Raw genomic sequence first — 24,271 nt, forward strand, 5'->3', positions numbered from 1 at the left:
CGCGCCCGGACAGGCGCGTCTCGTTGCGGAGGCCGCGAGCGTCGCGCCTCATTCCGCCGGCGTCGCGATATTTTCCATTTCCGCCGGCTTCCTGCGCGCGCCGCCGACAAATCGCTTCAGGCTCAGGGCCGGTTTTTCGATCCATGTCCAGGACGCCCATGCGAAGATCGACGTTAGCAGCAACGCGCTGCTCATGATGATCGCCTTCCTTGGATAGGCGCCAAGCGATTCCATATGCGGCAGAAGGAAGAACACGAGCGCCTGTGTGATCGGATAGCCATACAGATATATGCCGTAGGACAGGTCGACCTTCAGCAATCTGTCGAACAACGGGAAAGGGGTCATCCCGACATAGATGATGCAATAGGCGAGCGCGAGACCGGCAAGCGCGTCATTGGCTTTTGCGAGCATCAGTACATAATAGACGCCGCCGCAGATGAGGAACGTCCAGCGGTTCAATGGAATGTGCCGGGCATAGACCCACATGGCGACGCCGACGACAAAGAGATAGACGATCAGCCATGACGAAAAGCGGGTGGTGTCCTGGCGCGTGGAGAGTCCGAACCAGCCGAGCGCGACGGACAGAACGATCGACGCGGTGACGGCGAGGAAGAGCCAAAGAAACTCCTTCGTCCTGTAAACGACGCCTGTCAGCATCATGGCCGTCATGATGGCGTAGCAGTAGAATTCCGGCGGCAGCGTCCAGAGATTGACGTTGACGAGATCGGCGACGGGATTGGTCCTGAAGACGCCCGGCAATTCGTAGGACACGAAGCCGAAGATGTTGCCGAAATAACGCAGGAACAACGGATCGCCGAAATAGGCGCCCAGCGCATAGCTCGTCACGAGCGGCCCGAGAACGAAGGCCGACAGCATGACCTCCGAACTCAGCGCGGGCACGATGCGCAAGATGCGGAAAGTCAGAAACTGGCGGACATTGCGCGTGCGGAACGCGCTGCCGGCGACGAGAAAGCCGCTGAGTACGAAAAAGGATCCGACGAGCGAAAACAGGAACGGGCGGAGGAGTTCGATGATCGACTGCCGGAGGAAGGCGCTGTCGCCGCCCTGGAATAGCCGGTCGAGAGTCGCGACCGCGTCGCCCTTCGTGACCAATGGCGCAATTTCGCCGCCGACGGTCAGGATCGAGGCATGATGCAACAGTATGACCACAGAGAGGGCGTGGCGAACGAAATGGAATCCCGGACCCTTCCCGCCGTTTTTTTCCAGAGCGGACTCGAGATTCATGGCGCGCCTCCCTTGAGCTTGACAATAACGGGCAAGGATGTGCGCTCGGCGTAAAGAAGCGTTTAATGGGCGCTGTCGCTCCAGCGCCCGAATTTCTATTTGATGGCCCGCGCCGCGATTGCGTCGCGATAACCCTGCAGGATCTGGTCGACCATGGTCGATATTGAGAAGCGCGCGGCGACGAATTCGGCGAGCCTCCCGGCGTTGTCGCGCTGCTCCTGCGGTGGTTCATCAAGCGCTTGCCGCAGGGCGTCGGCAAGAATTGCCGGGTCGTCCGCGGCAATCAGCCGATCCTTGTAGGGGCCGAAAATCTCTGACATGCCGCCGACATTCGTGGCTACGAGCGGTATGCGCGCGCCGGCGGCCTCCAGCACGATATAAGGAAGGGACTCGAAGCGGCTCGGCACGACCATTACCTTGCCCAGCGCAAAGGCCGCGCGCGCCGGCATCGACGATTTGAAGCTCATCAGACTTGCGACGCCCGCGCGCCGGGCGCGCGCCTCCAGCGCCGCGCGCTCGGGGCCATCTCCCACGAGAAGCGTCTTCGGCCTGATGTTTTTCTCCGCAAGCAGAGCCAGCGCGTCGATCAGCGTGTCGAGGCCCTTGGCGGAGCGGAATTCGCCGACATAGAGCAGGTCGGCGGCGTCGGCCTGCGGCGCGACGGGTTCCAGTTCCACCTCGGAAATCCCGTTCGGAATGATCCGCGCCAAATGGTGCGGATGCCCGACGAAGGTCTCGAAGCGCCCGGCGATGAAAGCGCTCTCGAAGAGCAGCGCATCGGTGCGATAAGAAAGCAGCCGCTCCGTCGCCATGAAGAGCTTGTGGCTCAGCGAGCCATTGCGATAATTCAGACTGCCGCCATGGGGCGTATAGACGCGGATCGGGCTCGCGCGGCCGGACATCAGTCCGCTGCTGCGCGCGAAGAGGCCGCCTTTCGAGCCGTGCCCATGCACGACGTCCGGGCGCATCTTATTGAGGCGCCTGTTGATCGCGAGCAGGGCGGTGACGTCCGAAGGATGCGGCAGACGATGGATCGGCAGCCGCATCAGCCCGAGGTCGAGGCGCGGCGACAGCGCGGCGAGTTGCCGCTCCGCCATCTCGCCGCCCGTCAGCGAGTCCGCGATCACGCCGACCTGATGGCCGCGCGCGATCTGCTCGGAGGAAAGGTCGAGCACGTGGCGGAACAGCCCGCCGACCGGCGCGCGGAGCACATGCATGATGCGCAGGGGGCCATTTGAACCGGGCGCATTTTGCAGCACCGAGGACTCCCTTTCCTTCTCGACACCGGGCGCGCGTCGCTTCGATGGCGGAATGTCAGACCTTGATCCGGCGTGAGCTTCGCAGGACGCCGTTAATGTCTGATGAAGCCGACGCGATTTCGCGGAAGCTCGAAACTGTTCCGACGGCTCGGATTTTCAGGAACTGGAATCGGGCCATCGATTTGGCCTGTCGCTAAAGCTTAAGTATAACACACAATATATCCGTTATGATTTGTGTAATATTCTCAAAATGCAAAGCTTAAGTCGTTGTCATTTATGCAACACTTGGCCTAAAAACATATTATAAAACACGTTTTCAGAATTTTTACATTGAACACGCGCAATTCTTGAGCGACGTTGACAAACAGTTTTGCGGGCCCTCGGCCGTGGGGACCACAAGACTTTGGGCTTTTCCAAGAGGTGAATACATATGAAAAGAACCGCCATTTCTCTATCGGCGCTGGTTCTGGTCGTCTCCGCCGGCGCCGCTCTCGCCGCCGACCTCCCGTCCTACAAGGCGCCTCTGCCGCCGCCTCCGCCCCCGCCGCCGATGTGGACGGGCTTCTACGTTGGCTTGAACGCCGGCGGCATGTGGTCGAACAGCAGCGTCACAAATCTTGCGACGATTCCGGGCTTCATCAATTTCGGCGGGGTCAGCCCGCTGGGCCTCAATCACGCGATTTCGGCCGCGGTGGGCGCCAATGCGGCCATTCCCACGAACACGAGCGGCTTCATCGGCGGCGGCCAGATTGGCTACAACTGGCAGTTCGGCGGATCCTTCCTCGCCGGCATCGAGGCTGACATTCAGGGCGTCGCCGGTTCGAACAGCAATTCCACGGTGACGACCATCGCGACGGGCGCCGGCTTCCCGGCCAACCCCACGATGACGACGATGACCGCGTCGCGCCGTCTCGACTATATCGGCACGGTTCGCGGCCGCCTCGGCTGGCTGTTCACCCCGACGCTGCTCGTCTACGGCACGGGCGGTCTTGCTTATGGCGGCGTGACGTCGAATGTGAGCCTCGTTGGCGCGGAAACGCCCGCCGCCGGCCCGAACAACGGCGTCTGGTTCTCGAACGGGGCTTTCTCAGACACGCGTGTCGGCTGGACGGCTGGCGGCGGCGTCGAGTGGATGTTCATGCCGAACTGGTCCGCGAAGGTCGAATATCTCTACTATGATCTCGGCCGCGTGACCTATGCGATGGCGCCGATCGTTCAGACCTTCCCGGCGGCGCCCTACTGGACGCATTTCCCCGGCGCTTCGACCCGCTTCAACGGCAATATTGTCCGCGCCGGCCTGAACTATCACTTCAACTGGGGCGTGGCTCCAGTGATCGCGAAATATTGATCCGCGATCTTCGATCGCCCGCCGGTTTCGTGGCCTCGTAACCGGTGGACGAATCAAAAGAGAAGCCCGGTCCTCTGAGACCGGGCTTTTTCATTTTCGTTATGGAGCGCCGCGCCGTCAGTCCCGAACGGGCGCCGGCTGAGTATCGGAGGCGGACTCCGGATCCGCCGGCGGCTCCTTGGCGCTTGCCTCGGCGTCCTCTGCGCTCGCGCGCTTCTTGCCCGCCTCGATGATGTCGCGCTCGGGACGCGGCAGCACGGGACCCTCGGGGAAAACGAAGCCGAGTTTCTTCTCGCCCTTGTCGTCGCCGACCACGACGACGCGAACCGCGCCGCCGTTCTTGAGGCGTCCGAACAGCACTTCATCCGCGAGCGGCGTCTTGATGTGCTGGTGGATGACGCGCGACATGGGGCGGGCGCCCATCGCCTCGTCATAGCCATGCTCCACGAGCCAGCTGCGCGCCTCGTCGGTCAGTTCGATCGTGACGTTGCGGTCGGCGAGTTGCGCCTCGAGCTGCATCACGAATTTGTCGACGACGCGCTTGATGACGTCCACCGGCAGATGGCCGAAGGGCACGATCGCGTCGAGGCGGTTGCGGAACTCCGGCGCGAAGAGGCGGTTGATCGCCTCGCTGTCGTCGAGGTCAGCGCGCGTGCGGGTGAAGCCGATCGGCGTGCGGGCGAGATCCTGCGCTCCCGCATTCGTCGTCATGATGAGAATGACGTTGCGGAAGTCGATGGTCTTGCCGTTGTGGTCGGTCAGCTTCCCGTGATCCATCACCTGCAGCAGGATGTTGTAGAGATCGGGATGCGCCTTCTCGATTTCGTCGAGCAGCAGCACGCAATGGGGATGCTGGTCGATCGAATCGGTCAGCAGGCCGCCCTGATCGAAGCCGACATAGCCGGGAGGCGCGCCGATGAGACGGCTCACCGTGTGGCGCTCCATATATTCCGACATATCGAAGCGAACGAGTTCGATGCCGAGCGAGGTCGCGAGCTGGCGGGCGGCTTCCGTCTTGCCGACGCCTGTGGGGCCGGAAAAGAGATAGCAGCCAATCGGCTTCTCCTGGTCGCGCAGGCCCGCGCGGGCGAGCTTGATCGCGGAGGTGAGGGCGCTGATCGCCTTGTCCTGGCCGTAGACGACGCGCCGCAGCGTTTCGTCGAGATGGGCGAGAACTTCGGCGTCGTCCTTGGAGACGGTCTTGGGCGGGACGCGCGCCATGGTGGCGATGGTCGCCTCGATCTCCTTCAGCCCGATCGTCTTCTTGCGCTTGTTTTCTGCGAGCAGCATCTGCGCCGCGCCGGTTTCGTCGATCACGTCGATCGCCTTGTCCGGCAGTTTGCGGTCGTGGATGTAGCGGGCCGACAGCTCCACCGCCGCCTTCAGCGCGTCATTGGTGTAGCGGATCTTGTGGAACTCTTCGAAATAGGGTTTGAGGCCCTTGATGATCTCTATCGCGTCCGGGATCGACGGCTCGTTGACGTCGATCTTCTGGAAGCGACGCACCAGCGCCCGATCCTTCTCGAAATATTGCCGGTATTCCTTGTACGTCGTGGAGCCAATGCAGCGCAGGACGCCCTGCGCCAGCGCGGGTTTCAGCAGATTCGAGGCGTCCATCGCGCCGCCGGACGTCGCGCCGGCCCCGATGACGGTATGAATCTCGTCGATAAAGAGAATCGCATTCTTGTGATTCTCGATCTCCTTCACGACCTGCTTCAGCCGCTCCTCGAAATCGCCGCGATAACGCGTGCCGGCGAGCAGGGCGCCCATGTCGAGCGCGAATACCGTGGCGCCGGATAGCACGTCCGGCACTTCGCCCTGCACGATCTTTCGCGCAAGACCCTCGGCGATGGCGGTCTTGCCGACGCCGGGATCGCCGACGAGGAGGGGATTGTTCTTGTGGCGGCGGCACAGCACCTGGATCGTGCGAAGCACCTCGGGCTCGCGGCCGATGAGCGGGTCGATGCGGCCGTCGCGCGCTTTCTTGTTCAGATTGACGCAATAGGCCTCGAGCGCGCCCTCCTTCTTGCGGCTTTCGCCGTCGCGCCCCTCGCGCCCCTCCGCGCGGTCGCCTTCGTCCTCGACGCCGCGCGGGGTCCGGCTCGCGTCGGAAAGGCCGGGACGCTTGGCGATGCCATGGCTGATGTAGTTCACGGCGTCGTAGCGCGTCATGTCCTGTTCTTGCAGGAAATAGACGGCGTGGCTCTCGCGCTCGGCGAAGAGGGCCACCAGCACATTGGCACCGCTCACATCCTCGCGGCCGGACGACTGAACGCTGATGATGGCGCGCTGCACGACACGCTGAAAGCCGGCGGTCGGCTTGCACTCGTCGGCGTCCTCATTGACGAGGTTGTCGAGCTCGCGGTCGATGTAGTCGCGAAGATTCTTGCCCAGAAGATCGAGATCGACGGAGCAGGCGCGCAACACCGCCGAAGCGTCGGCGTCCTCGATGAGGCTGAGCAGCAGATGCTCGAGCGTCGCATATTCGTGGTGTCGCTCCCGCGCGGAGGCGAGAGCGCGATCGAGAGTCTGCTTCAGGTTCCGCGAGAAAGCCGGCATGCGTTCCGAGCCCCTATTTCTTTTCCATGATGCATTGCAAGGGATGCTGGTGCTTCCTCGCGAAATCCATCACCTGGGTGACCTTTGTTTCTGCGACTTCATAAGTGTAGACGCCGCATTCGCCGACGCCGTGATTGTGGACGTGCAGCATGATGCGGGTCGCTTCTTCGACCGACTTGTTGAAGTATTTGCGCAGCACGATGACCACGAACTCCTGCGTCGTGTAGTCGTCGTTGAGCAGCAGCACCCGATACATGTTCGGGCGGCGAGTTTGCTGGCGCGCCTGGGTGATCAGGGCCGTTCCGGCGCCGTCGCCGGATTTGCGCGGCTCCCTCGCCGCGCGGATTGGCTCCGCCCCCGAGCCGTCAAACGTCTGACTGGGTTTGATGGATATCAACACCGCCACTTTCGTCGTTCCCTTTCGGTCCTTTCCATTTAGGTCGCTGCAAAAGACAATTTTAGGGTCGCATGGCGCAAATTCCTCACCCGGCCTGCCGCGCGCCTCCGCGATTCCGGGGACCCGCCTGGAGCACGTAGGCAGTGTTCTGCTTCGCGCTCGCCTTGGCAAGAGGCAATAATTTTCACTGTAAGCAAAAACCCGGCCGTGAACCAGAAATTAACCATGAATTGTTACTCCATGCGATCGTAACGCGACGAGCGATCTCAATGGCCGATTTCGACAATAATCCGATTAATCCCCGCGCCGGAAAGCCCCTCGGCGCGGCGGTCTGGAGCCTCGCGGCGGTGTCCGTGGCCGCCTTCCTGTGCAGCGTGCTGACCGCCAAGATGCTCGCCCGCATGGTGGATCAGAGCGATGCGCCGGCGACGGTTTTCACCCATAATGAGCGGTCGATGCTCGAACTCGCCGCAGCGGCGCCGAGCTCCCAGCCGCCGCAGAAGGTCACGATCTTCCGCAGCATCGGCGTCGACGGCATGACCACCGCGACGATTCCCGGCGCCCAGAAGGCTACGCTTCAGCCTTGCGGAGATCAGAAACAGCGCTGACCCGTCCAGTTCGCCGGCCGCCGGGGGGCGCCAGCGGCGTCTTTTATGCGCAGAGCCGACGTTCCGTCGACCCTGTCGTCGTAATTTCATTGACAATCTGCAAATTGTTCTTCATGCATTGCGGCGTGGCCATCGCCCGCGCTTCTTTGCGGCGGACCGTCGGCGAGCCAGCCCGTCGTCGCAGCGACGGAGGCGCCACCTCTCTTCATACTCTCGCGCGCTTTTCTTACGGCTGGCGCGCAGCGGCCTCCCGCTTCCGAAAGCCGTAACCAGGATAATTGATGACATTCGACGAACTGGGCCTTTCACAAAAGGTTCTCGCGGCCGTGCAGGCCTCAGGCTACACGACCCCGACGCCCATCCAGGCCCAAGCCATTCCGCCGGCGCTTCAGGGCCGGGACATCCTCGGCATCGCCCAGACGGGCACCGGCAAGACCGCCGCCTTCACCCTGCCGATGCTCAGCCGGCTCGAACAGGGCCGCGCCCGCGCCCGCGTTCCCCGCACCCTCATCCTCGAGCCGACGCGCGAACTCGCGGCGCAGGTCGAGGAAAGCTTCGCCAAATACGGCGCGAATCATAAACTCAACGTCGCGCTGCTGATCGGCGGCGTCTCTTTCGGCGATCAGGAAGCCAAGATCATGCGCGGCGCCGACGTGCTGATCGCGACGCCGGGCCGTTTGCTCGACTTCTTCGATCGCGGCAAGCTCCTGCTGACGGGCATCGAAATCCTCGTCATCGACGAGGCCGACCGTATGCTCGACATGGGCTTCATCCCGGACATCGAACGCGTCTGCAAGCTGGTGCCCTTCACCCGTCAGACGCTGTTCTTCTCGGCGACCATGCCGCCGGAAATCACCCGCCTCACCGAAGCCTTCCTGCATAATCCGATCCGGATCGAAGTCGCTCGCGCCTCGACCACGGCCTCGACGATTCGCCAGGCGCTGGTCGCCTCCCGCGGCCACGCCGACAAGCGGGAGACGCTGCGCAACCTCATTCGCGGCGCCGAGAATCTCAAGAACGCGATCGTCTTCTGCAACCGCAAGCGGGACGTGGCGATACTGCACCGTTCGCTGGTCAAGCACGGCTTCCCCGCCGGCGCCTTGCATGGCGACATGGACCAGCTGGCCCGAATGGCGTCGCTCGACGCGTTCAAGAACGGCGATGTTGCGATCCTCGTCTGCTCGGACGTGGCCGCGCGCGGCCTCGACATTCCGGACGTCAGCCACGTCTTCAACTTCGACGTGCCGACGCATAGCGAGGACTACGTCCACCGAATCGGCCGCACAGGCCGGGCCGGCCGCTCGGGCGTGGCGATGACCATCGTCACCGAAGACGACACCAAATATATTGACCAGATTCAGAGCCTTATCGGCAAGGCGATCGAGTGGGAAGGGCCGGGCTTCGACGCTCTGCCGCCGCCCATGGAGACGAGCCGGCCGGGCGAGCGTCATGGCGAGCGGGGTGGTCGCCGGGAGCGCGGCGGACGCGGCGAGAGGGGTTCGCGCCGACAGGCGCCGGCAACGGAGCGCGAGGCGCCGCCCAGCATCGGCCGGACGCCCCGGGCAGTCCGTCAGCATACCGACAATGGGCCGGTCCGCGCGCCGCGCCCGTCGGCTCAGCCCGTGGCGCTGTCATCCGGCGACCGCCGCGACCGTCGCCCGCGCCGCTATCATGAGGATGACGGCCCGCCCGTGATCGGGCTCGGCGACCATGTTCCTTCCTTCCTGCTGCGTCCGGTGACGCTGCGTCCGGCGAAGGTTGGCGAGGAATAAGAGAGGACTGCGAGCCTGAAGGCTCGCGATCCGATTATCCCGCGAAAGGCGTCATCGCCGCCCGGATCTTTTCGGCCTGGGCGGCGAGCCTGTCATTGTCGCCCATATTGCCCGGCGGACGCAGGGCGACGCCCTCCCAGCGCGGCAGGATGTGGAAATGCAGGTGGTAGATCACCTGTCCACCAGCGCTTTCATTGAACTGATGCAGCGTCAGCCCCTCGGCGCCGAGGGCCGTCTTCACGACCTGCGCCACATGCTGGACGCGCTTGATCAGCTCGCCAAGTGTCTCTGGCCGAACGTCCAGCAGGCCGCGTGCGCCCTCCTTGGGGATCACCAGCACATGGCCCTCCGCGCGCGGCATGATGTCCATGAAGGCCAGCGCCACGTCATCCTCATAGACCTTGTGCGCGGGGATCTCGCCGCGCAGGATCTTGCCGAAAATATTGTTGGGATCGTAAGCGGCGGACATTCTGACACCTCGGATAAGAGCGGCGGCTGCGGCGACGTGTTTTAGCAGAAGCGTTAAACTATTGAACTGGTCTTTCGGCCAATAAGATTTTTCAATCTCGCCCGACTGCGGAGCGACCGCCATTCAATATGGACGCGAGCGCTTCGGGGGCGAACATCTCATGACGGGCGCGGGTATGGTTTACGTTTTCATTGTCATGAAAAGGGTTTTCGCGGCCCTGGTGGGCGTCCTGACGGGCGCGCTGCGACGCACAAGGAAGGTCGCGGTTCTCACTGCCCTGGCGCTTCTGGAACTGACGCCTATTGCAGGCGTCATCCTTTCCATTCTTTCAGACAAGACTCTGCTGCAGGAACCGCTTCGCAACATTGTCGAACCGAGCGTTATCCTGGTCGCCAGCATGGCCGCCACCGCAGGAGTCGCGGCGATATTTTACCGGCTCGGGGAACGCCTTCGCTCCGCCCTGTCCGGGCAGGGGGAGTCCCCGGCAGAATAGGCAAGTCTGCGCACAGCAGCTTGAGCGGCCGCTAGTCCCCGAACTCGAAGGCGCGAATATTCGTCACCCGGAATTCCGCCGCCGGATAGACGCCGAGAATTTCGACCTCCTTGGAGAAAAACTGCAATTCCTCCAGCGCCCGCGCCAGGTTCGGCTGTTCGGGGTGCCCGTCGACGTCGGCGAGAAAGCGCGTCGCGGCGAATTCGCCGTCGACCATGTAGCTTTCGAGTTTCGTCATGTTCACGCCATTTGTCGCAAAGCCGCCGAGCGCCTTGTAGAGCGCGGCGGGGACGTTGCGCACGCGGAAGATGAAAGTCGTCATCGTCGGGCCGGCGTTGGGCGCGGCCCAATGCCGGGTCTTCGAGAGCACGACGAAACGAGTGGTGTTATGCGCCTCGTCCTCGACATTCTCGGCAAGAATGTCGAGCCCGTAGATGTCGGCGGCGAGACGTGGCGCCAGCGCAGCCTTCGTTATGTCCTTCCATTCCGAAACCTCGCGCGCCGCGCCGGCGGTGTCGCCCGCCGTATGCGCTTCCAGCCCCAGATCGCGGATCACGCGCCGGCACTGTCCCAGCGCATGCACATGGCTGTAGACGCTTTTCAGACCCTCGCGCGTCGCGCGCTTCGGGGCCATCAGGTGAAAATGGATCGGAAGGAAATATTCGCCGACGATATGCAGGCCGGAATGCGGCAGGAAATGATGGATGTCGGCCACGCGGCCCGCAATCGAGTTCTCGATCGGGATCATCGCCAGCACGGCCCGCCCTTCCGTAACCGCGGCGAAGGCGTCCTCGAAGCTGGCGCAGGGCAGGGGCGTCAGATGCGGATAGGCGTCACGGCAGGCGATGTCCGAGTTCGCGCCGGGCTCCCCCTGATAGGCGATGTATTTTGTCACTGCTTTTCCTGCTCGCGCGCCGCGGCGCGCAGCGCCGCAAGGTCGCGCTCGGTATCCACCGACGGGGCGGCTTTGTCCAGCACGGCCGCATCTATGCGCATACCGGCCTCCAGCGCCCGAAGTTGCTCCAGACGCTCCCGAAGCTCCAGCGCCGAGGGCGGCAGCGCGACGTAGCGCTCGAAGCTCGCGCGACGAAAGGCGTAGACGCCGACGTGCTTGTAGAGCGGCCCGTCACCGTGGGGCGCCCGGGCGCGGGTGAAATACAGCGCGCGCATCCGGTTCGGGCCGATCTGCGTTCCGACGAGTTTCACCGCACTGGGGTCGTCGGCCTCCTCCAGCGCAGCTTGGGTCGCGAGCGTGCCGATGTCCGCCGCTGGGTCGTCGAGCAGGCCGAGCGCCGCCGCGAGGGCGCCGTCGGGCAGGAAAGGATTGTCGCCCTGCAGATTGACGATGGCGTCGTGGCGCCGGTCGGGATCGAGCGCCGCCACCGCCTCGCCGATGCGATCGCTCCCGCAGGCGTGGGCGCCGCTCGTCATTGCGACAGTCCCGCCGGCGGCGCGGATGACTTCGGCGATTTCGACCGAATCGGTCGCCACCGCGACGGGGGCGAGCCCCGCCGCGCAGGCGCGCTCCCATACGCGCGCAATCATTGGCCGCCCGCCGATGTCGGCGAGCGCCTTGCCGGGAAGCCGGGTCGAGCCCAGCCGCGCAGGGATGACGATGAGCGGCGCGCGCGGCGCCATTGCGTCAGTAGGCGTTGTTGTCCTCGGCCAGCCAGCCTTTTTCGGTCTTGACGAAATGCAGCGTGCCTTCGCTCGTGTGCACTTCGCTCTTGGCGAAGGTCCGGTCTTCATCGATGCCGAGGAAGGCGCATTTGCCGCGCTCGCGCTCGTCGCGGCACTTTGCCTCGAAGCCCTCGGGGAACTGGACTTCCGCCTCGTACATCAGCTCCAGCGCGTCGACGTTGTCGCGTTTCACCTCGCGGGCGTTGACCTTCTTGAAGGAGACGATCTTCGCGTCCACCCCGTTCTTTTCGAGAATATTGCGCAGGACTTTGGCGCCCGTGGCGTCGCCAGGCATGTGATCGCCGCAGCCGGCGAGTGCGAGGGCGCCCGCGAGCGCAAGGAAGAGACGCGCATTGAGACTGATCATTATTTCCTCCGAGAGATACGCCGGCGACGTGACTCGTTTTTGTTTTTTGCACAGCAGGCGCGCTGCCCGCGCACAGTGTCTAGCTGAAAACACGCCCTCTCGTCGCGACGATTTACCGTTGCAGTCGGCTTCTGTGAAAATTCATATCAGATAGTTGCAATTTTGTGCAGCGGGAGTAACTTTGTGCCCGCCAAGTGAGATGCGTGTCTGGCGACGTCCAGGGGCCGGTCAAGAAGACCCCGGACGAACTTAAGCGTTCGATGCGTATCGGCACAACTTCGAATACCCTGCGGAGTGCTCAGGTCCGCCGCATCTCCTGGGTCCGTGGGGTTGGCCGGCTGGCGGTGGTTGGAGTGGCCTCCTTGAAGCCATCGTCAGTCGGCCGCCTTCGTCCCTGACGACGAAGGCAAAAAAGCGGTTTACGCCTGAATGTATGGGAAAATGGCGAGCGGGGCGCTGCGCCTCGCCGCTCGCGCGCATCCAAATGCGCGGCGCCGCCGGCCGGAGCCGGCGTCGCGAATTCGCGATCTTACTTGATCTTGGTTTCCTTGAACTCGACGTGCTTGCGCGCGACGGGATCATATTTCTTGAACACGAGCTTCTCGGTCTTGGTGCGCGCGTTCTTCTTGGTGACGTAGAAATAGCCCGTATCCGCCGTGGACAGGAGCTTGATCTTGATCATGGCGGACTTGGCCATCGCTGTCTTTCCAGTCTGTTTTAAGAATAGAAAAACGCCCCCGCCGCGTTGGGAAGCGGCGGGCGACGAGATTGCGCGCACCATACGTGCGGCGCGCGTGATGTCAAGACTTGGAGTTCGCGCGCCGGCGGCGCCGAAAAAAATGATGCCGGCGCAATGCAGATATAATCATTAATAAACATAAGTTTTCATTATTCTGCAAAAATTGGATATATATCTCATAATTAGATTTATTATTCATGTAAAAACAATTACTTTCTCAATTAAAGTCATATAAAACGGCAAAATATGAAGGGTCATTTTTAAATAAATTTTGATTTACGTAGAAATAATACTAGCTGATGATTGGCGCGCAATGCGTCAGGATGAAAGAGGCAAACCCTTATCCTTTTCGCTCGCGAATCCGGAATCGGCGTCTCGAGCGCAATCATGGCGAAACGGCGTCTGTCGGAGCCATTGGAGGCGTTCGAGAGGCACAATCTTTTCCGAAGAACTTCGTCTGATTGCGGAATTGCGAGAGCCTGAAGCGGGTTCGTCCATAACGCATCCTGACTCCGAATCGCGAAAGCCCGCGGTTGCGGCCGCACGCTCCGGCCCGCAGTTAGCGCCTGCGCGCCTTTCCCTTCGCAGGCTTGCGCGCGCCGCGATCGTCGCCGCGCCGGGGGAGGCGGTCTGTCCGCTTCACCCCGCCGCTCACGACCTCGAATCTCAGCGCCCCGGCGATCGGCGCGGCCTCCAGCAGGCGCACTTCTATAATGTCCGCAAGGCGATAGCTGACGCCCGAGCGTGACGTCAGCGCATGGGCGGCCTCGTCATAGGAGTAATATTCCCGCCCCAGCGTCGCCGCAGGAACGAAACCATCCGCTCCCGTCTCGGTCAGCCGCACGAACAGCCCGGACTTGGTGACGCCGGAAATTCGCGCCTCGAATCGGGTTCCGATCTGGTCGGCGAGGTGGTGGGCGATGAGCCGGTCGACGGTCTCGCGCTCGGCCGCCATGGCGCGGCGCTCGGCGGCGGAGATTCGCGCGGCGATTTCAGCGAGTTCGCCGGCGCCCATCTCGGGCAGGGCGCCTTCGCCGAGTTTCAGCGCGCGAATCAGCGCCCGATGCACGATGAGATCGGCGTAGCGGCGGATCGGCGAGGTGAAATGCGCATAGCGGCGCAGGTTCAGGCCGAAATGCCCGTAATTCTCGTGCGTATATTCCGCCTGGGCCTGCGTGCGCAGGATGATCTCGTTGACGATGTTTTCGTGCTCCAGCCCCTTCACGCGTTCGAGGATCACGTTGAAATGCGCGGGCTTCAGCACCTGTCCCTTGGCGAGCTTGACGCCGATCGTGCCGAGGAACTCGGAAAGGGCGGTGACCTTTTCCTTCGAGGGCTCGTCATGCGCGCGATAGATGAGCTGCTGGCGGTTCTCCTCCAGCGTCTCGGCCGCCGCGACATTGGCGAGGATCATGAATTCCTCGATCAGCCGATGCGCCTCGAGCCGGGGCGGAAGCACCACGCGGTCGAATGAGCCGTCTTTCTTGAGCAGGATCTTGCGCTCGGGAAGGTCGAGGTCCAGCGGCGCCCGCAGATTGCGCGCGTGCTGCAGCGCCTCATGCGCCGCATAGAGCGGACGCAGAACATTCTCCAGCAGCGCCTTCGTGGTCTCGTCCGGCCGGCCGTCGATCGCATCCTGCGCCTGCTGATAGGCAAGTTTGGCGTGCGAGCGCATCATCACGCGATGGAAGCTGTGGCCGATCTTCCGGCCCTTGCTCGTGACGCGCATGCGCACGGCGAGGGCGGGGCGGTCCTCGTTCGCGCGCAGCGAGCAGAGGTCGTTGGAGATTCGCTCGGGCAGCATGGGCACGACGCGGTCGGGGAAGTAGACCGAGTTGCCACGGTCCAGTGCGTCGCGGTCGAGCGGCGAGCGAGGTTTCACATAATGCGCGACGTCGGCGATGGCGACGGTGAGGACGAAGCCGCCCTCATTGTCGGGCGACGGGTCGGGGGCCGCATGGACGGCGTCGTCGTGATCCTTGGCGTCGGGCGGGTCGATGGTTACGAGCGGCAGGTCGCGCCAGTCCTCGCGGCCGTGGAGCGTCGCGGGTTTGGCCCGCTCGGATTCCTCGATTGCCTCGGCGCGGAAAACGTCGGGGATGTCGTGGGCGCGCAGGGCGATGAGGCTCACGGCCTTCTCGCCGGTCACGGACCCCAGCGTTTCGCGCACGCGGGCGCGGGGGGCGCCGAAGCGTGTCTTGCCGACGAGATCGACATTGACGAGGTCACCGTCCTTGCCGTCGCCGATGTCGGCCGCTGCGACTATCAGTTCGCGGCCGGCCTGCTTCTTGTCGATCGGCACGATGCGGCCGGCGCCATTGGGCTCGATCCGCAGCACGCCGAGCACGCGATGGCGCGCCCGCGACAGAAGTTTTACGACGCGGCCGACATAGGGCGGCTCGCCGGGCTCGGCGTCGCGGTCCGGCTCGGCGCGCACCAGCGCCCGGTCGCCGACGCCGGCCACGGGTTCGCCTGAAAGCTTCTTGCCGAATTTGGCGCCGCGACCCGAGCGAATGAGGATGCGCGGCGGCGGCCCCAGCTCGTCTTCGTTCCATTCGACGGGAACGGCGATCAGCTCGCCATCCCGGTCGCGTTCGAGAATATCGACGAGTGCGACCGGCGGCAGCGCGCCCTTGCGGTTCACGCGGCGGCCGCGCTTCTCGAGCACGCCTTCGTCAGCGAGTTCGGAGAGACGGCGCTTGAGCGCGACCCTGTTTTCACCCTTGAGGCCGAAGGCGCGGGCTATTTCGCGCACCCCGATTTTGCCGGATACGCCCGCTACCCGTTCTCGGGCGAGAAAAGCGAGGATGTCGTCGCGGGAGGGAATTTCCGGCTGAATTTTCTTTATCGTCAAGACTTTGCTCAGATGGGCGCCGCCGCAAACGCTGTGGCGGACCGGCTCCTTATATTGTGTGCGCCCTTTCAAAACCAACGGCTGTTTCCGCCGCGGCCCCGCAAGCCAGAGATATGTCAACTTATTGCTAAGGTTTACAGTCGTTCATTGTTTACAGACGAGTTCAAGGCAGGATCGGTCAACGAGTGGTCCGTAAAGCTTGTTGTCAATCGATATCGCTCGCACCGGAGCAGCGGGCATTCGGGATTTCGAGGAGGCGGCGTTCGCGCCGTAGGTCGTTATGGGTGGCAAGATGCGTCGGAAACTCCGCAGCGCCGAATTTGTTTCGGATGAAGGCGGCAATGCAATCATGATTTTCGGGCTTAGCCTGATGCCCGTCATGCTCATGCTTGGCGCGACGGCGGATTACACCCGCTTCACGACAACCCGCGCAGCGCTGCAGCAGGCGGCGGACTCCGCGGTGCTCACGGTCGCCTCGAAGATGACGGAATCGACGACCAACGCGCAGGCCAAGGACCAGGCCCAGGTCGTGCTCAACGCCCAACCCCGGATGACGACCGCCATTGTCACCGGAGCGACGGTTTCGGAAGACAAGCGGACGGTCTGCGCCACTGCGAAGGTCACCATCCAGAACTCCTTCATGCAGATGGCGCAACTCGCCACGCTGACGCCGACAGTGAAATCCTGCGCCAATCTCGCGGGCGGGGTCGATCCGGGAACGACCTATGAAATCGCCCTGGTGCTGGACAATTCGGGGTCCATGAATTCCTCGAGCGACGGCCAGTCCAAGATCAGTATCCTGAAGTCCGCGGCGAACAGCTTCGTCGACACGATGTTCTCTAAGTCGAACAATGTAAAATTCTCCGTCGTGCCGTTCTCGTCGGGCGTCGCGGCGGTCGATCCTTCCGAGCCGTCCAGCCGTAACGCGGCCTGGGTCGACAAGAATGGCGCCAACAGCCAGCACTGGATCGCGTTCGGCGGAAAAACGGCGGCCAACGCCGCAGGCTTCACAAGCCGCTTCGACATTTTCGACAAGCTCAAGGCGAGGAATTCGGCGCTGGATTGGCGCGGCTGCTTCGAGCCGCAGGTCTATCCGCTGAACGTCAATGATACGACGCCCAATCCGAGCGACGCGGAAACGCTGTTCGTGCCCTTCCTGGCGCCGGACGAGCCGGACAATTCGGGCTGGGGCGGCAATCCCTACTGGAACAATTATTTCGGTGACAATCCTTCTGCCTGTTCCAGCAGCGCGTCGGGCGCGTGGGCGCGGTTGAGCCGCGCCTGCAAATACAATGCGACGGGTTCGCTCGGGGGCAGTTTCGGCCCATCGGATTTCAAGGGATCGAGCAGCTTCTGTCCCGATCCCGGCACGCAGCGAATCCTGCAGCTCACGCAAAAGAAGTCCGACGTCCAAAACAAGATCAATCAACTCGTCGCCAATGGCGCGACCAATCTGCATGAAGGCTTCATGTGGGGCTGGCGAACGCTCTCGCCGAACGCGCCGTTCTCTGGCGGCCGCGCCTATCAGGCGCCGAAGAACCGCAAGATCATGGTGTTCATGACGGACGGCTTCAACAGCTGGAACTCCCGCGTGAACACCGCCACCGGCTCGACCTACGACACGCTGGGCTATTACAGCTACAACGGCGCGGAGAACGAGCGTTTCCCCGACGGTTCGCAGGGCAATGGCGTGAACTATCGCAGCCTGCTCGTCGCCGCGGCGAACAATAGTTCGAGCTACCAGACGATCTCGCGCGCGATGCAGGACGAATTGACCCGGCAGGCCTGCACGAACGCCAAGACTGCGGGGATCGAGGTCTTCACGATCGGCTTTTCGGTGTCCGGCGATCCGATCGACGCGCAAGGTCTGGCGCTGATGAAGGAATGCGCGACGAACGAGGACCACTATTTCAAGGCGGAGGACGCCTCGCAGCTCAACGCGGCCTTCTCGCAGATCGGCATCGGCCTCGGAAAGCTGCGCTTGTCCCTCTGAGGCATGGGAACGACGGCGCTTCGCCCCGGCCGATTGCCGGGGCGCGGCGCGCGAGGGGAAAGCCGCCTATTTCGAGGCGGCTTTTTTCGTGGGCGTCTTTTTCGTCGCCGCTTTCTTCGCGGGCGCCTTTTTGGCGGGCGCGGCTTTCCTGACCGGCTTCGCGTCCGCGAAGGGCGTCTCGTCGCTGTCCTCGATCACCTTCTTCGCCTTGGCCGGCGCTTTCTTCGCGGGCGCCTTCTTCTTCGGCGGACCGCCCTTGGCGTCGATCAGCTTGATGGCCTCATCGAGCGTCACATCTTCCGCCGACATGCTCTTGGGCAGGGTCGCGTTGATCTTGCCGAGATTGACGTAAGGGCCGAAGCGGCCCGCGCGCACGGTGATGGTTCCGCCGTCCGGATGCTCGCCGAGCGCCCGCCCGCCCGTAGCGCCGCCGCCCGCCGCCTTCGCGGAGATCATTTCCAGCGCCTGTTCGAGCGTCAGCGTCGCGGGGTCGATGTCCTTGGGGATGGTCGCGTTGACTTTCTTCCAGTTGACGTAAGGCCCGAAACGCCCGGACTTCACCGTCACGCCGCCGCCCTCGGGATGGTCGCCGAGAGTCCGGCCGGGTTCGGAGGCGCGTCCAAAGCGGGAGCCGCCGGCGCCCGATTCCTTCTGCACGATGAGGTCGATCGCGCGATTGGCGCCGATCGTCAGCACGTCGTCGTCACGTCCGACATTGGCGTATGTCTTGCCGTGCTGAACGTATGGCCCGAAACGGCCGATATTGACGACAATTGGCTCGCCAGTGGTCGGATGTCTGGCGACCTCGCGGGGCAGCGAGAGCAGGCCGATCGCCTGCTGAAGCGTGAGGTCGTCCGGCTTGATGGTCTTGGGCACGGAGGCGCGCTTGGGCTTTTCGGCCCCTTCCTCCTGCTCGCCCTCCTGCACATAGGCGCCGAAACGGCCGTCGCGCAGCGTTACTTCGGCGCCGGTCTCCGGATTGACGCCCAGAACCTTTACGCCCGGACGCGCGCTTTCCGCCGCGTCGCCCGTGGGTGGCGACAAAGTGCGCGTGTAGCGGCATTCGGGATAGTTCGAGCAGCCGATGAAGGCGCCGAACTTGCCGACCTTCAGAGAAAGCTGGCCGCTGTTGCAGGCGGGGCAGAGGCGGGGATCGGAGCCGTCTTCCTTCGCCGGAAAGATATGCGGCCCCAGAAGCTCGTTCAGACTGTCGAGCACCTGCGTCGTACGCAGATCCTTCGTCTCGTTCACCGCCGCGGAAAAATCCTGCCAGAAGTCGCGCAGGACCTGCTTCCAGTCGACCTCGTTGTTCGAGACGAGGTCGAGCTTCTCTTCGAGCGAGGCCGTGAAGTCGAACTCTACATAGCGCGAAAAGAAGCTTTCAAGGAAGGCGACGACGAGGCGGCCCTTGTCCTCCGGCACGAGGCGCTTCTTGTCGAGCCGCACATAATCGCGGTCGCGTAGCGTCGCCAGCGTCGAGGCGTAGGTCGAAGGCCGGCCGATGCCAAGCTCCTCCATGCGTTTCACCAGCGTCGCCTCGGTGAAGCGCGGCGGCGGCTCGGTGAAATGCTGGGTGGCGTCGATCTTTTCGCGCGCGCAGGGCTCGCCCTGCGCCATCGCGGGCAGGCGGCCGCTATCCTCGTCCTGATCGTCGTCGCGGCCTTCCTGATAAAGTTCGAGGAAGCCGGGAAAGCGCACGACCTGACCCGTGGCGCGCAGCTCCAGCATTCTGGCGCCCGCCCTGGCGTCGATGTCGACGGTGGTGCGCTCCAGCTCGGCGGACTCCATCTGGCTCGCGATGGTGCGGGTCCAGATCAGCTCGTAGAGCCTGGCCTGATCCGGCTCGAGATATCTCGCGATCTGCTTCGGCAGGCGGGCGGCGTCCGTCGGGCGGATCGCCTCATGCGCTTCCTGCGCGTTTTTCGCTTTCGCCGTGTATTTGCGCGGCGCGCCCGGCACGAAGCGGTCGCCATATTCCTTGGCGATCACACGGCGGACGCTGGCGACAGCCTCGGGCGCCATGTCGACGCCGTCGGTTCGCATATAAGTAATGAGGCCCGCCGTTTCGCCGCCGATGTCGACGCCCTCGTAAAGCCGCTGCGCGATCCGCATGGTGATGGCCGGCGCGAAGCCGAGCTTGCGGGACGCCTCCTGTTGCAGCGTCGAAGTGGTGAAGGGCGCGTAGGGATGGCGCTTCACCGGCTTGGCTTCCACCGAGCGCACCGTGAAGGTCGCGGCGTCGAGCGACTTCTTGAAATCCTCGGCCTCCTGGCCGGCGCCGATGTCGAGGCGCGAGATTTTCTTGCCGTCCGCGCCGACGAGGCGCGCGGTGAAGGGTTCGCCCGCCTTGGTCTTCAGATGCGCGACGAGCGACCAGTATTCGCGCGGGACGAATTTCTCGATTTCCAGCTCGCGGTCGCAGACGAGGCGCAGCGCCACCGACTGCACGCGGCCGGCCGAACGCGCGCCGGGGAGCTTTCGCCAAAGCACCGGCGACAGGGTGAAGCCCACGAGATAATCGAGCGCGCGGCGGGCGAGATAGGCGTCGACCAGCGCCTGGTCGATCTCTCGCGGATGAGCCATCGCCTCCTTGATCGCGTCCTTGGTGACGGCGTTGAAGACGACGCGCTCGATCTTCTTGTCCTTCAGGACGCGCTTCTTGTTGAGGATGTCGAGCAGATGCCACGAGATGGCCTCGCCCTCGCGATCCGGGTCGGTCGCCAGAATGACCTTGTCGGCGCCCTTCACTGCGTCGGCGATCGCCGAGACGCGCTTGGCGCCCTTGGCGTCCATTTCCCAAATCATCGCGAAATCGGCGTCGGGATCGACCGATCCGTCCTTGGGAGGCAGGTCGCGAACATGGCCGTAGCAGGCGATCACATTGAAATCGCGGCCCAAATACTTGTTGATGGTTTGCGCTTTGGCCGCCGACTCAACGATAACGACATTCATTCGATTGTCCCGATCTGGCGGTCCCGCCCTGGAGCGCCGGGGCGGGAACATGGTCAAAATGGGCCGCGCCTGTCAAATATGAAGGCGGGGGAGGGGGAGGGAGCGCATCCGATGACCAGCGAAACCGGGGACCGGCCAACCGTGGCCATGGCCCGAGAAATCGCGCCGCGGAGCCGGCGTTCCGTATATCCGGAACCCTTCGCCGCGCTGATGGACCGACGCGAGAAGCGCGCGCTCGGCGATTTCTTCGGCCTAACCAATTTCGGCGTGAACCTCACCACGATCGCTCCCGGCGGACAATCAGCGCTGCTGCACCGCCACAGCCGGCAGGATGAGTTCGTTTACATCCTCGAGGGCGCGCCGACGCTCGTCTTGGAGGACGGGGAGATCGCGCTGCAGGCGGGCATGTGCGCGGGCTTTCCGGCGCGGGGCGCCGCTCATTGCCTCGTGAACCGCACCGACGCGACCGTGGTTTATCTCGAAATCGGCGACCGCGCCGCCGGCGACGAGGCGAGCTATCCGAATGACGACCTGAAGGCTGCGATGGGCGAAGACGGCCGCTGGATTTTTACCCACAGGGATGGTCGTCCCTATGAATAGTGCAACGCACATACTTGCCGGCGCCAGCGGCCTCCTGTAAGAGCGGGCTCAGGCGAAGCGCGTCGCGCCTTTCGCACGGATGGCCTCGTGGCGGAGTGGCTACGCAGAGGACTGCAAATCCTTGTACGGGGGTTCGATTCCCTCCGAGGCCTCCAGACGCTGCGACGCATCACGGTCCGGAACGAGAAATCTCCCGGCGGACCCCCGCTAAAATGTTGAGTTGGCGCCCGTCGCCGCAATCAAGAACCTATTCCTAGCCCATCGAGAGGGAAAAATGCTGCACGCTCTCATTGCCGACGCACAGGCCCGGTTGGACGAAGCCCGCCGCGAGCTGCGTCTCGCCGCCATCAATTTCGACGTCTCCGACGAAGAGCTCCTCGAAATGCGCGCCAGGGCCCGCAAGGTTTACGAGGAGCTCGCCGCCCTCGACCGCAAGTTCCTCAGGAAGGGCCTGTTCGGCTTCCTGAAATTCTGGTGATCGGCTTCGCGGCGAAAACCGCATCTTGCTTCCGGCGCTTGCGCGCCCACCATAAGTCGTAAGGGGCGCCATCGCGCGCCGCCTGCGACGAGGAAGAAAGATGATCAGCCCCGATACGCCTCCCGGCGCCGAGGTCGTCTGTGTGGACGCCAGCGCCGGACCTTACGGCGACGGCGGCCTGCGGCGCGGGGCGGTCTACACGGTGGATCGCATCGCCCGCGGCATAGACGGCGGCCATGTCGTGCTGCTCGTCGAGATTCCCCCCTGGCAGACCTACTCGCCCCCCTGGGGCGTCGTGGGAATCGGCTTCGAGCTGAAGCGTTTCCGTTATCTCGATATTCCTCGATCACTGACCGAATTGCTCGAGACGGCGCCGCGCGAGGTCGAAGACACGGCGTGACCAACGGCTCACGGCGCTGGCGGTTCCGCCGTCGGCGCCGGCTCGTCGCGCGGCAGGAGCGGCGCGGCGGCGCCGGAGCGGCGGATGAAGGCCTGAGGGTCGGGCGTCAGCGAAAGTTCGTCCCAGCCGCCCGCAAGCTCGAAGGCGATGTGCAGGCCCTTGTCGCGTGGCTTGCCCGCGCTGTCCGCCTCGCCGGCGACGGCCTTGATCGACAGGCTGCGTTCCGAAAAATTGGCGGCGCCGGTGAAAGCGAGCGCGAAGCCCGGCCCGCGCGCGAGACCGTCCTCGATAACGCCGACGCCTTTCTCGAAGGCGATCGTCGCGCTGGCCTTCTCCAGCGGCGAGGCGCCCGAGCGAATGTCCTGCGCGCTGGCGAGCGGCCGTTTTTCGAGGCGGCGCAGCGCGCGTTCGAAATCGACGCCGGCGATCTCTCCCTCCGAGAGGCCCAGCGTCGCGCGCCCGCTCAGGCTGCGCATCAACGTCGCCATATTTTCCCCTGCGGCGTCGAGCGCTACGGTCGAATCGAGCGCGCCGCCGATCGCCTGCTTGCCGAAAGCGTCCCAGAGCAGCGCGCCGGCGTCGACGCCATTGGTTTGCGCCGAGGCATGGACGGAAAGCCCGCCGTCAGCCGGCCGAAAAGCGGCCCGCGCCTTGATTTTCCCGCGATAAGCCTGCGCTTGCGTCAGGGCGAGATCGAGCGCGCCGTCGCGGAGCGTGAGGTCGAGCGCCGCGTCGTCGATGGTGAGACGACCGAGCCGGGCGTGAGCCGCGTCGATATGCATGTCGACATCCGCGCCCGAGAGGTCGGGCGGATCGAAGGCCTCGCGGCTCCATTGTCCGTCCGGCGCAAGGAGCGCCGGGGCGTCGGACAGCATGGGCTTGAGCGACACGAAATCGCTTTTCAGCGCGCCTGTGAGGTGGAGGCGTTCATCGTCCCGGCGCAGACCCAGCGCGCCGGCAAATTCATTGCCGTCGATGAAGAGACGCAACTCTTTGAGCTGGGCCTCGCGCGGGCCGAGATAGGCCTGCGCGGAAAATTGCGCGTCGCCGAAGGGGCCGGGCAGGGGCGCGGAGAGGCCGAAGACCCCGAGCGCTTGCCGCACCGAGGGCGACGACCCGGCGACATGCCCGTAGAATCGCGCGTTGAGGCCCGTCTGCGCGACGCCCTGCGCCTCCAGTCGCACGCTCTCGCCGTCGAGCCGGGCAGTCGCCACCGATTGCTCGCCGCGCAAAAGCATGGCGGGGCGCGCGACCCACAGCACCGTCTGGAGCCGCTCGCCCCGCCAATCGAAACTCGCGGTGAAGGTCGCCGCCTCGCCGATCCTGCGCCAGTCCAGCGACGCGTCGATCCTGTCGGCCGCGTAGTCCTGTCCGTGACGCCGGATGCGCAGGGAGCCGTCGACGATGGCGATGACGCCGAGCCGCACATTGTCGGCTTTCTGCGCTTCCGGCGTCGCCGGGCGAGTGGCCGCCGCGCGCGCCGCGGCGCCGGGCGCGTCGATCGGCTTCTGGTCCAGATCGAGTCTCGCGCGGGGTCTGACAAGGGCGAGCGAATCGACCTCGAGGCGTCCGGCGAAAAGCGGAAACAGTTTGAGGACGCCATGCAGCTGGTCGGCCTCGATGATCAGCGCGCCATTACGGTCGGCGAAGGCTACGCCCTGAATTGAAATGTGCGGGCGCGGGGTCAGCGAGAGCGTCGTGCGGCCGCGCGTGGCGACGTAAAGGCCGGACGAGGTCTGCAGCTGGCCGGAGATGGCGTCGAGCAGGGCGGTCGGAGAAAAGAGCCAGGGCGCGAGCGCCGCCGCCGCTGCGACGACGCCGACAAGGATCGCGAGGGCGGCCGCCAGAAACCGCGTCCACCCCGAGCGGAGCGCGCGCGCGAATCTGCCGCGCCTTCTCAATTCAGAAATGGTTCGATCGCGTTCCGCCGAGGGCGACAAGCGCTCTTGCTCCTACGCCAACTTTTCTTCGCCTTGTCGCGGCTAAGCGCGGCGAGAAAGTGGCGGAGCGCGTAAATCCTGCTGAACGGGAACGCCCCCGGGTCGGCCGCCTGGAGCG

At 64.1% G+C, this 24,271-nt stretch carries 20 protein-coding genes and 1 tRNA gene; 9 read left to right on the forward strand and 12 right to left on the reverse strand.

Features of this window, described 5'->3' with window-relative positions; translation table 11 throughout:
• Window positions 1-48 precede the first annotated feature (48 nt).
• Together LG047_RS18295 and LG047_RS18300 are read right to left on the reverse strand one after the other, a co-directional pair.
• Window positions 49-1,245 (reverse strand): acyltransferase, encoded by a 1,197-nt coding sequence (locus tag LG047_RS18295; RefSeq protein WP_227968109.1) that lies wholly within the window; start codon window positions 1,243-1,245, stop codon window positions 49-51.
• Between the two features lie 95 nt (window positions 1,246-1,340).
• A complete protein-coding gene (locus LG047_RS18300) occupies window positions 1,341-2,504 on the reverse strand; it encodes a glycosyltransferase family 4 protein (protein ID WP_227968110.1) in 1,164 nt (387 codons plus the stop codon).
• A 430-nt stretch (window positions 2,505-2,934) separates the two neighbouring features.
• Between LG047_RS18300 and LG047_RS18305 the strand changes: the two genes are divergently transcribed.
• Window positions 2,935-3,852: an outer membrane protein gene (locus tag LG047_RS18305; RefSeq protein WP_227968111.1), complete on the forward strand. Its 918-nt coding sequence runs from the start codon at window positions 2,935-2,937 to the stop codon at window positions 3,850-3,852.
• 117 nt (window positions 3,853-3,969) lie between these two features.
• Here the strand turns inward: LG047_RS18305 and clpA are convergent, their stop codons facing one another.
• The gene (gene clpA / locus LG047_RS18310; protein ID WP_036280742.1) at window positions 3,970-6,411 is read right to left on the reverse strand and encodes an ATP-dependent Clp protease ATP-binding subunit ClpA; all 2,442 of its coding nucleotides are present in this window, start codon (window positions 6,409-6,411) and stop codon (window positions 3,970-3,972) included.
• A 13-nt stretch (window positions 6,412-6,424) separates the two neighbouring features.
• Entirely contained in the window at window positions 6,425-6,811 is a 387-nt protein-coding gene (gene clpS, locus LG047_RS18315) for an ATP-dependent Clp protease adapter ClpS (protein WP_370635076.1), read from the reverse strand.
• Between the two features lie 266 nt (window positions 6,812-7,077).
• On the opposite strand from clpS, the gene LG047_RS18320 reads away from it, so the two are divergent.
• A complete protein-coding gene (locus LG047_RS18320) occupies window positions 7,078-7,416 on the forward strand; it encodes a hypothetical protein (protein WP_227968112.1) in 339 nt (112 codons plus the stop codon).
• Between the two features lie 281 nt (window positions 7,417-7,697).
• Window positions 7,698-9,188 carry a DEAD/DEAH box helicase gene (locus LG047_RS18325; protein ID WP_036280748.1) on the forward strand — a complete coding sequence of 497 codons (1,491 nt, stop codon included), beginning with the start codon at window positions 7,698-7,700 and terminating at the stop codon, window positions 9,186-9,188.
• A 34-nt stretch (window positions 9,189-9,222) separates the two neighbouring features.
• On the opposite strand, the gene LG047_RS18330 is transcribed toward LG047_RS18325, so the two are convergent.
• Window positions 9,223-9,657 (reverse strand): HIT family protein, encoded by a 435-nt coding sequence (locus LG047_RS18330; RefSeq protein WP_227968113.1) that lies wholly within the window; start codon window positions 9,655-9,657, stop codon window positions 9,223-9,225.
• Between the two features lie 160 nt (window positions 9,658-9,817).
• Here LG047_RS18330 and LG047_RS18335 point away from each other — a divergent pair, with 160 nt between their 5' ends.
• Entirely contained in the window at window positions 9,818-10,150 is a 333-nt protein-coding gene (locus LG047_RS18335) for a hypothetical protein (RefSeq protein WP_227968114.1), read from the forward strand.
• Window positions 10,151-10,181: 31 nt separating this feature from the next.
• On the opposite strand, the gene LG047_RS18340 is transcribed toward LG047_RS18335, so the two are convergent.
• The 5 genes from LG047_RS18340 to rnr form a co-directional block, all read right to left on the reverse strand.
• Window positions 10,182-11,045: a prephenate dehydratase gene (locus LG047_RS18340; protein WP_227968115.1), complete on the reverse strand. Its 864-nt coding sequence runs from the start codon at window positions 11,043-11,045 to the stop codon at window positions 10,182-10,184.
• Window positions 11,042-11,788, reverse strand: coding sequence for a 3-deoxy-manno-octulosonate cytidylyltransferase (locus LG047_RS18345; RefSeq protein ID WP_227968116.1), 747 nt, complete (start codon window positions 11,786-11,788; stop codon window positions 11,042-11,044). The genes LG047_RS18340 and LG047_RS18345 overlap by 4 nt, the downstream gene beginning before the upstream one ends.
• A 4-nt stretch (window positions 11,789-11,792) precedes the next feature.
• Complete coding sequence (locus tag LG047_RS18350) at window positions 11,793-12,197, reverse strand: hypothetical protein (protein ID WP_036280761.1); 405 nt, start codon at window positions 12,195-12,197, stop codon at window positions 11,793-11,795.
• Between the two features lie 529 nt (window positions 12,198-12,726).
• Window positions 12,727-12,894: a 50S ribosomal protein L33 gene (rpmG, locus tag LG047_RS18355; RefSeq protein ID WP_036286758.1), complete on the reverse strand. Its 168-nt coding sequence runs from the start codon at window positions 12,892-12,894 to the stop codon at window positions 12,727-12,729.
• Between the two features lie 601 nt (window positions 12,895-13,495).
• A complete protein-coding gene (gene rnr, locus LG047_RS18360; protein WP_227968117.1) occupies window positions 13,496-15,790 on the reverse strand; it encodes a ribonuclease R in 2,295 nt (764 codons plus the stop codon).
• Window positions 15,791-16,139: 349 nt separating this feature from the next.
• Between rnr and LG047_RS18365 the strand changes: the two genes are divergently transcribed.
• On the forward strand, window positions 16,140-17,783 hold the full coding sequence (locus LG047_RS18365) for a VWA domain-containing protein (RefSeq protein ID WP_227968118.1): 1,644 nt from the start codon (window positions 16,140-16,142) through the stop codon (window positions 17,781-17,783).
• Window positions 17,784-17,849: 66 nt separating this feature from the next.
• Here LG047_RS18365 and topA read toward each other — a convergent pair whose 3' ends face one another.
• Window positions 17,850-20,735: a type I DNA topoisomerase gene (gene topA / locus LG047_RS18370; protein WP_227968119.1), complete on the reverse strand. Its 2,886-nt coding sequence runs from the start codon at window positions 20,733-20,735 to the stop codon at window positions 17,850-17,852.
• A 111-nt stretch (window positions 20,736-20,846) separates the two neighbouring features.
• On the opposite strand from topA, the gene LG047_RS18375 reads away from it, so the two are divergent.
• The 4 genes from LG047_RS18375 to LG047_RS18390 all read left to right on the forward strand — a co-directional run bounded on the left by LG047_RS18375 (window position 20,847) and on the right by LG047_RS18390 (window position 22,213).
• On the forward strand, window positions 20,847-21,335 hold the full coding sequence (locus tag LG047_RS18375) for a cupin domain-containing protein (protein WP_227968120.1): 489 nt from the start codon (window positions 20,847-20,849) through the stop codon (window positions 21,333-21,335).
• 81 nt (window positions 21,336-21,416) lie between these two features.
• A tRNA-Cys gene (locus LG047_RS18380) sits at window positions 21,417-21,490 on the forward strand.
• Window positions 21,491-21,609: 119 nt separating this feature from the next.
• Entirely contained in the window at window positions 21,610-21,813 is a 204-nt protein-coding gene (locus LG047_RS18385; protein ID WP_036286771.1) for a hypothetical protein, read from the forward strand.
• Window positions 21,814-21,913: 100 nt separating this feature from the next.
• Entirely contained in the window at window positions 21,914-22,213 is a 300-nt protein-coding gene (locus LG047_RS18390; protein ID WP_227968121.1) for a hypothetical protein, read from the forward strand.
• An 8-nt stretch (window positions 22,214-22,221) separates the two neighbouring features.
• Here LG047_RS18390 and LG047_RS18395 read toward each other — a convergent pair whose 3' ends face one another.
• Entirely contained in the window at window positions 22,222-24,153 is a 1,932-nt protein-coding gene (locus tag LG047_RS18395; protein ID WP_227968122.1) for an AsmA family protein, read from the reverse strand.
• Between the last annotated feature and the right edge of the window lie 118 nt (window positions 24,154-24,271).

This window comes from Methylocystis sp. WRRC1 (assembly GCF_020733155.1).
GTDB lineage: Bacteria > Pseudomonadota > Alphaproteobacteria > Rhizobiales > Beijerinckiaceae > Methylocystis.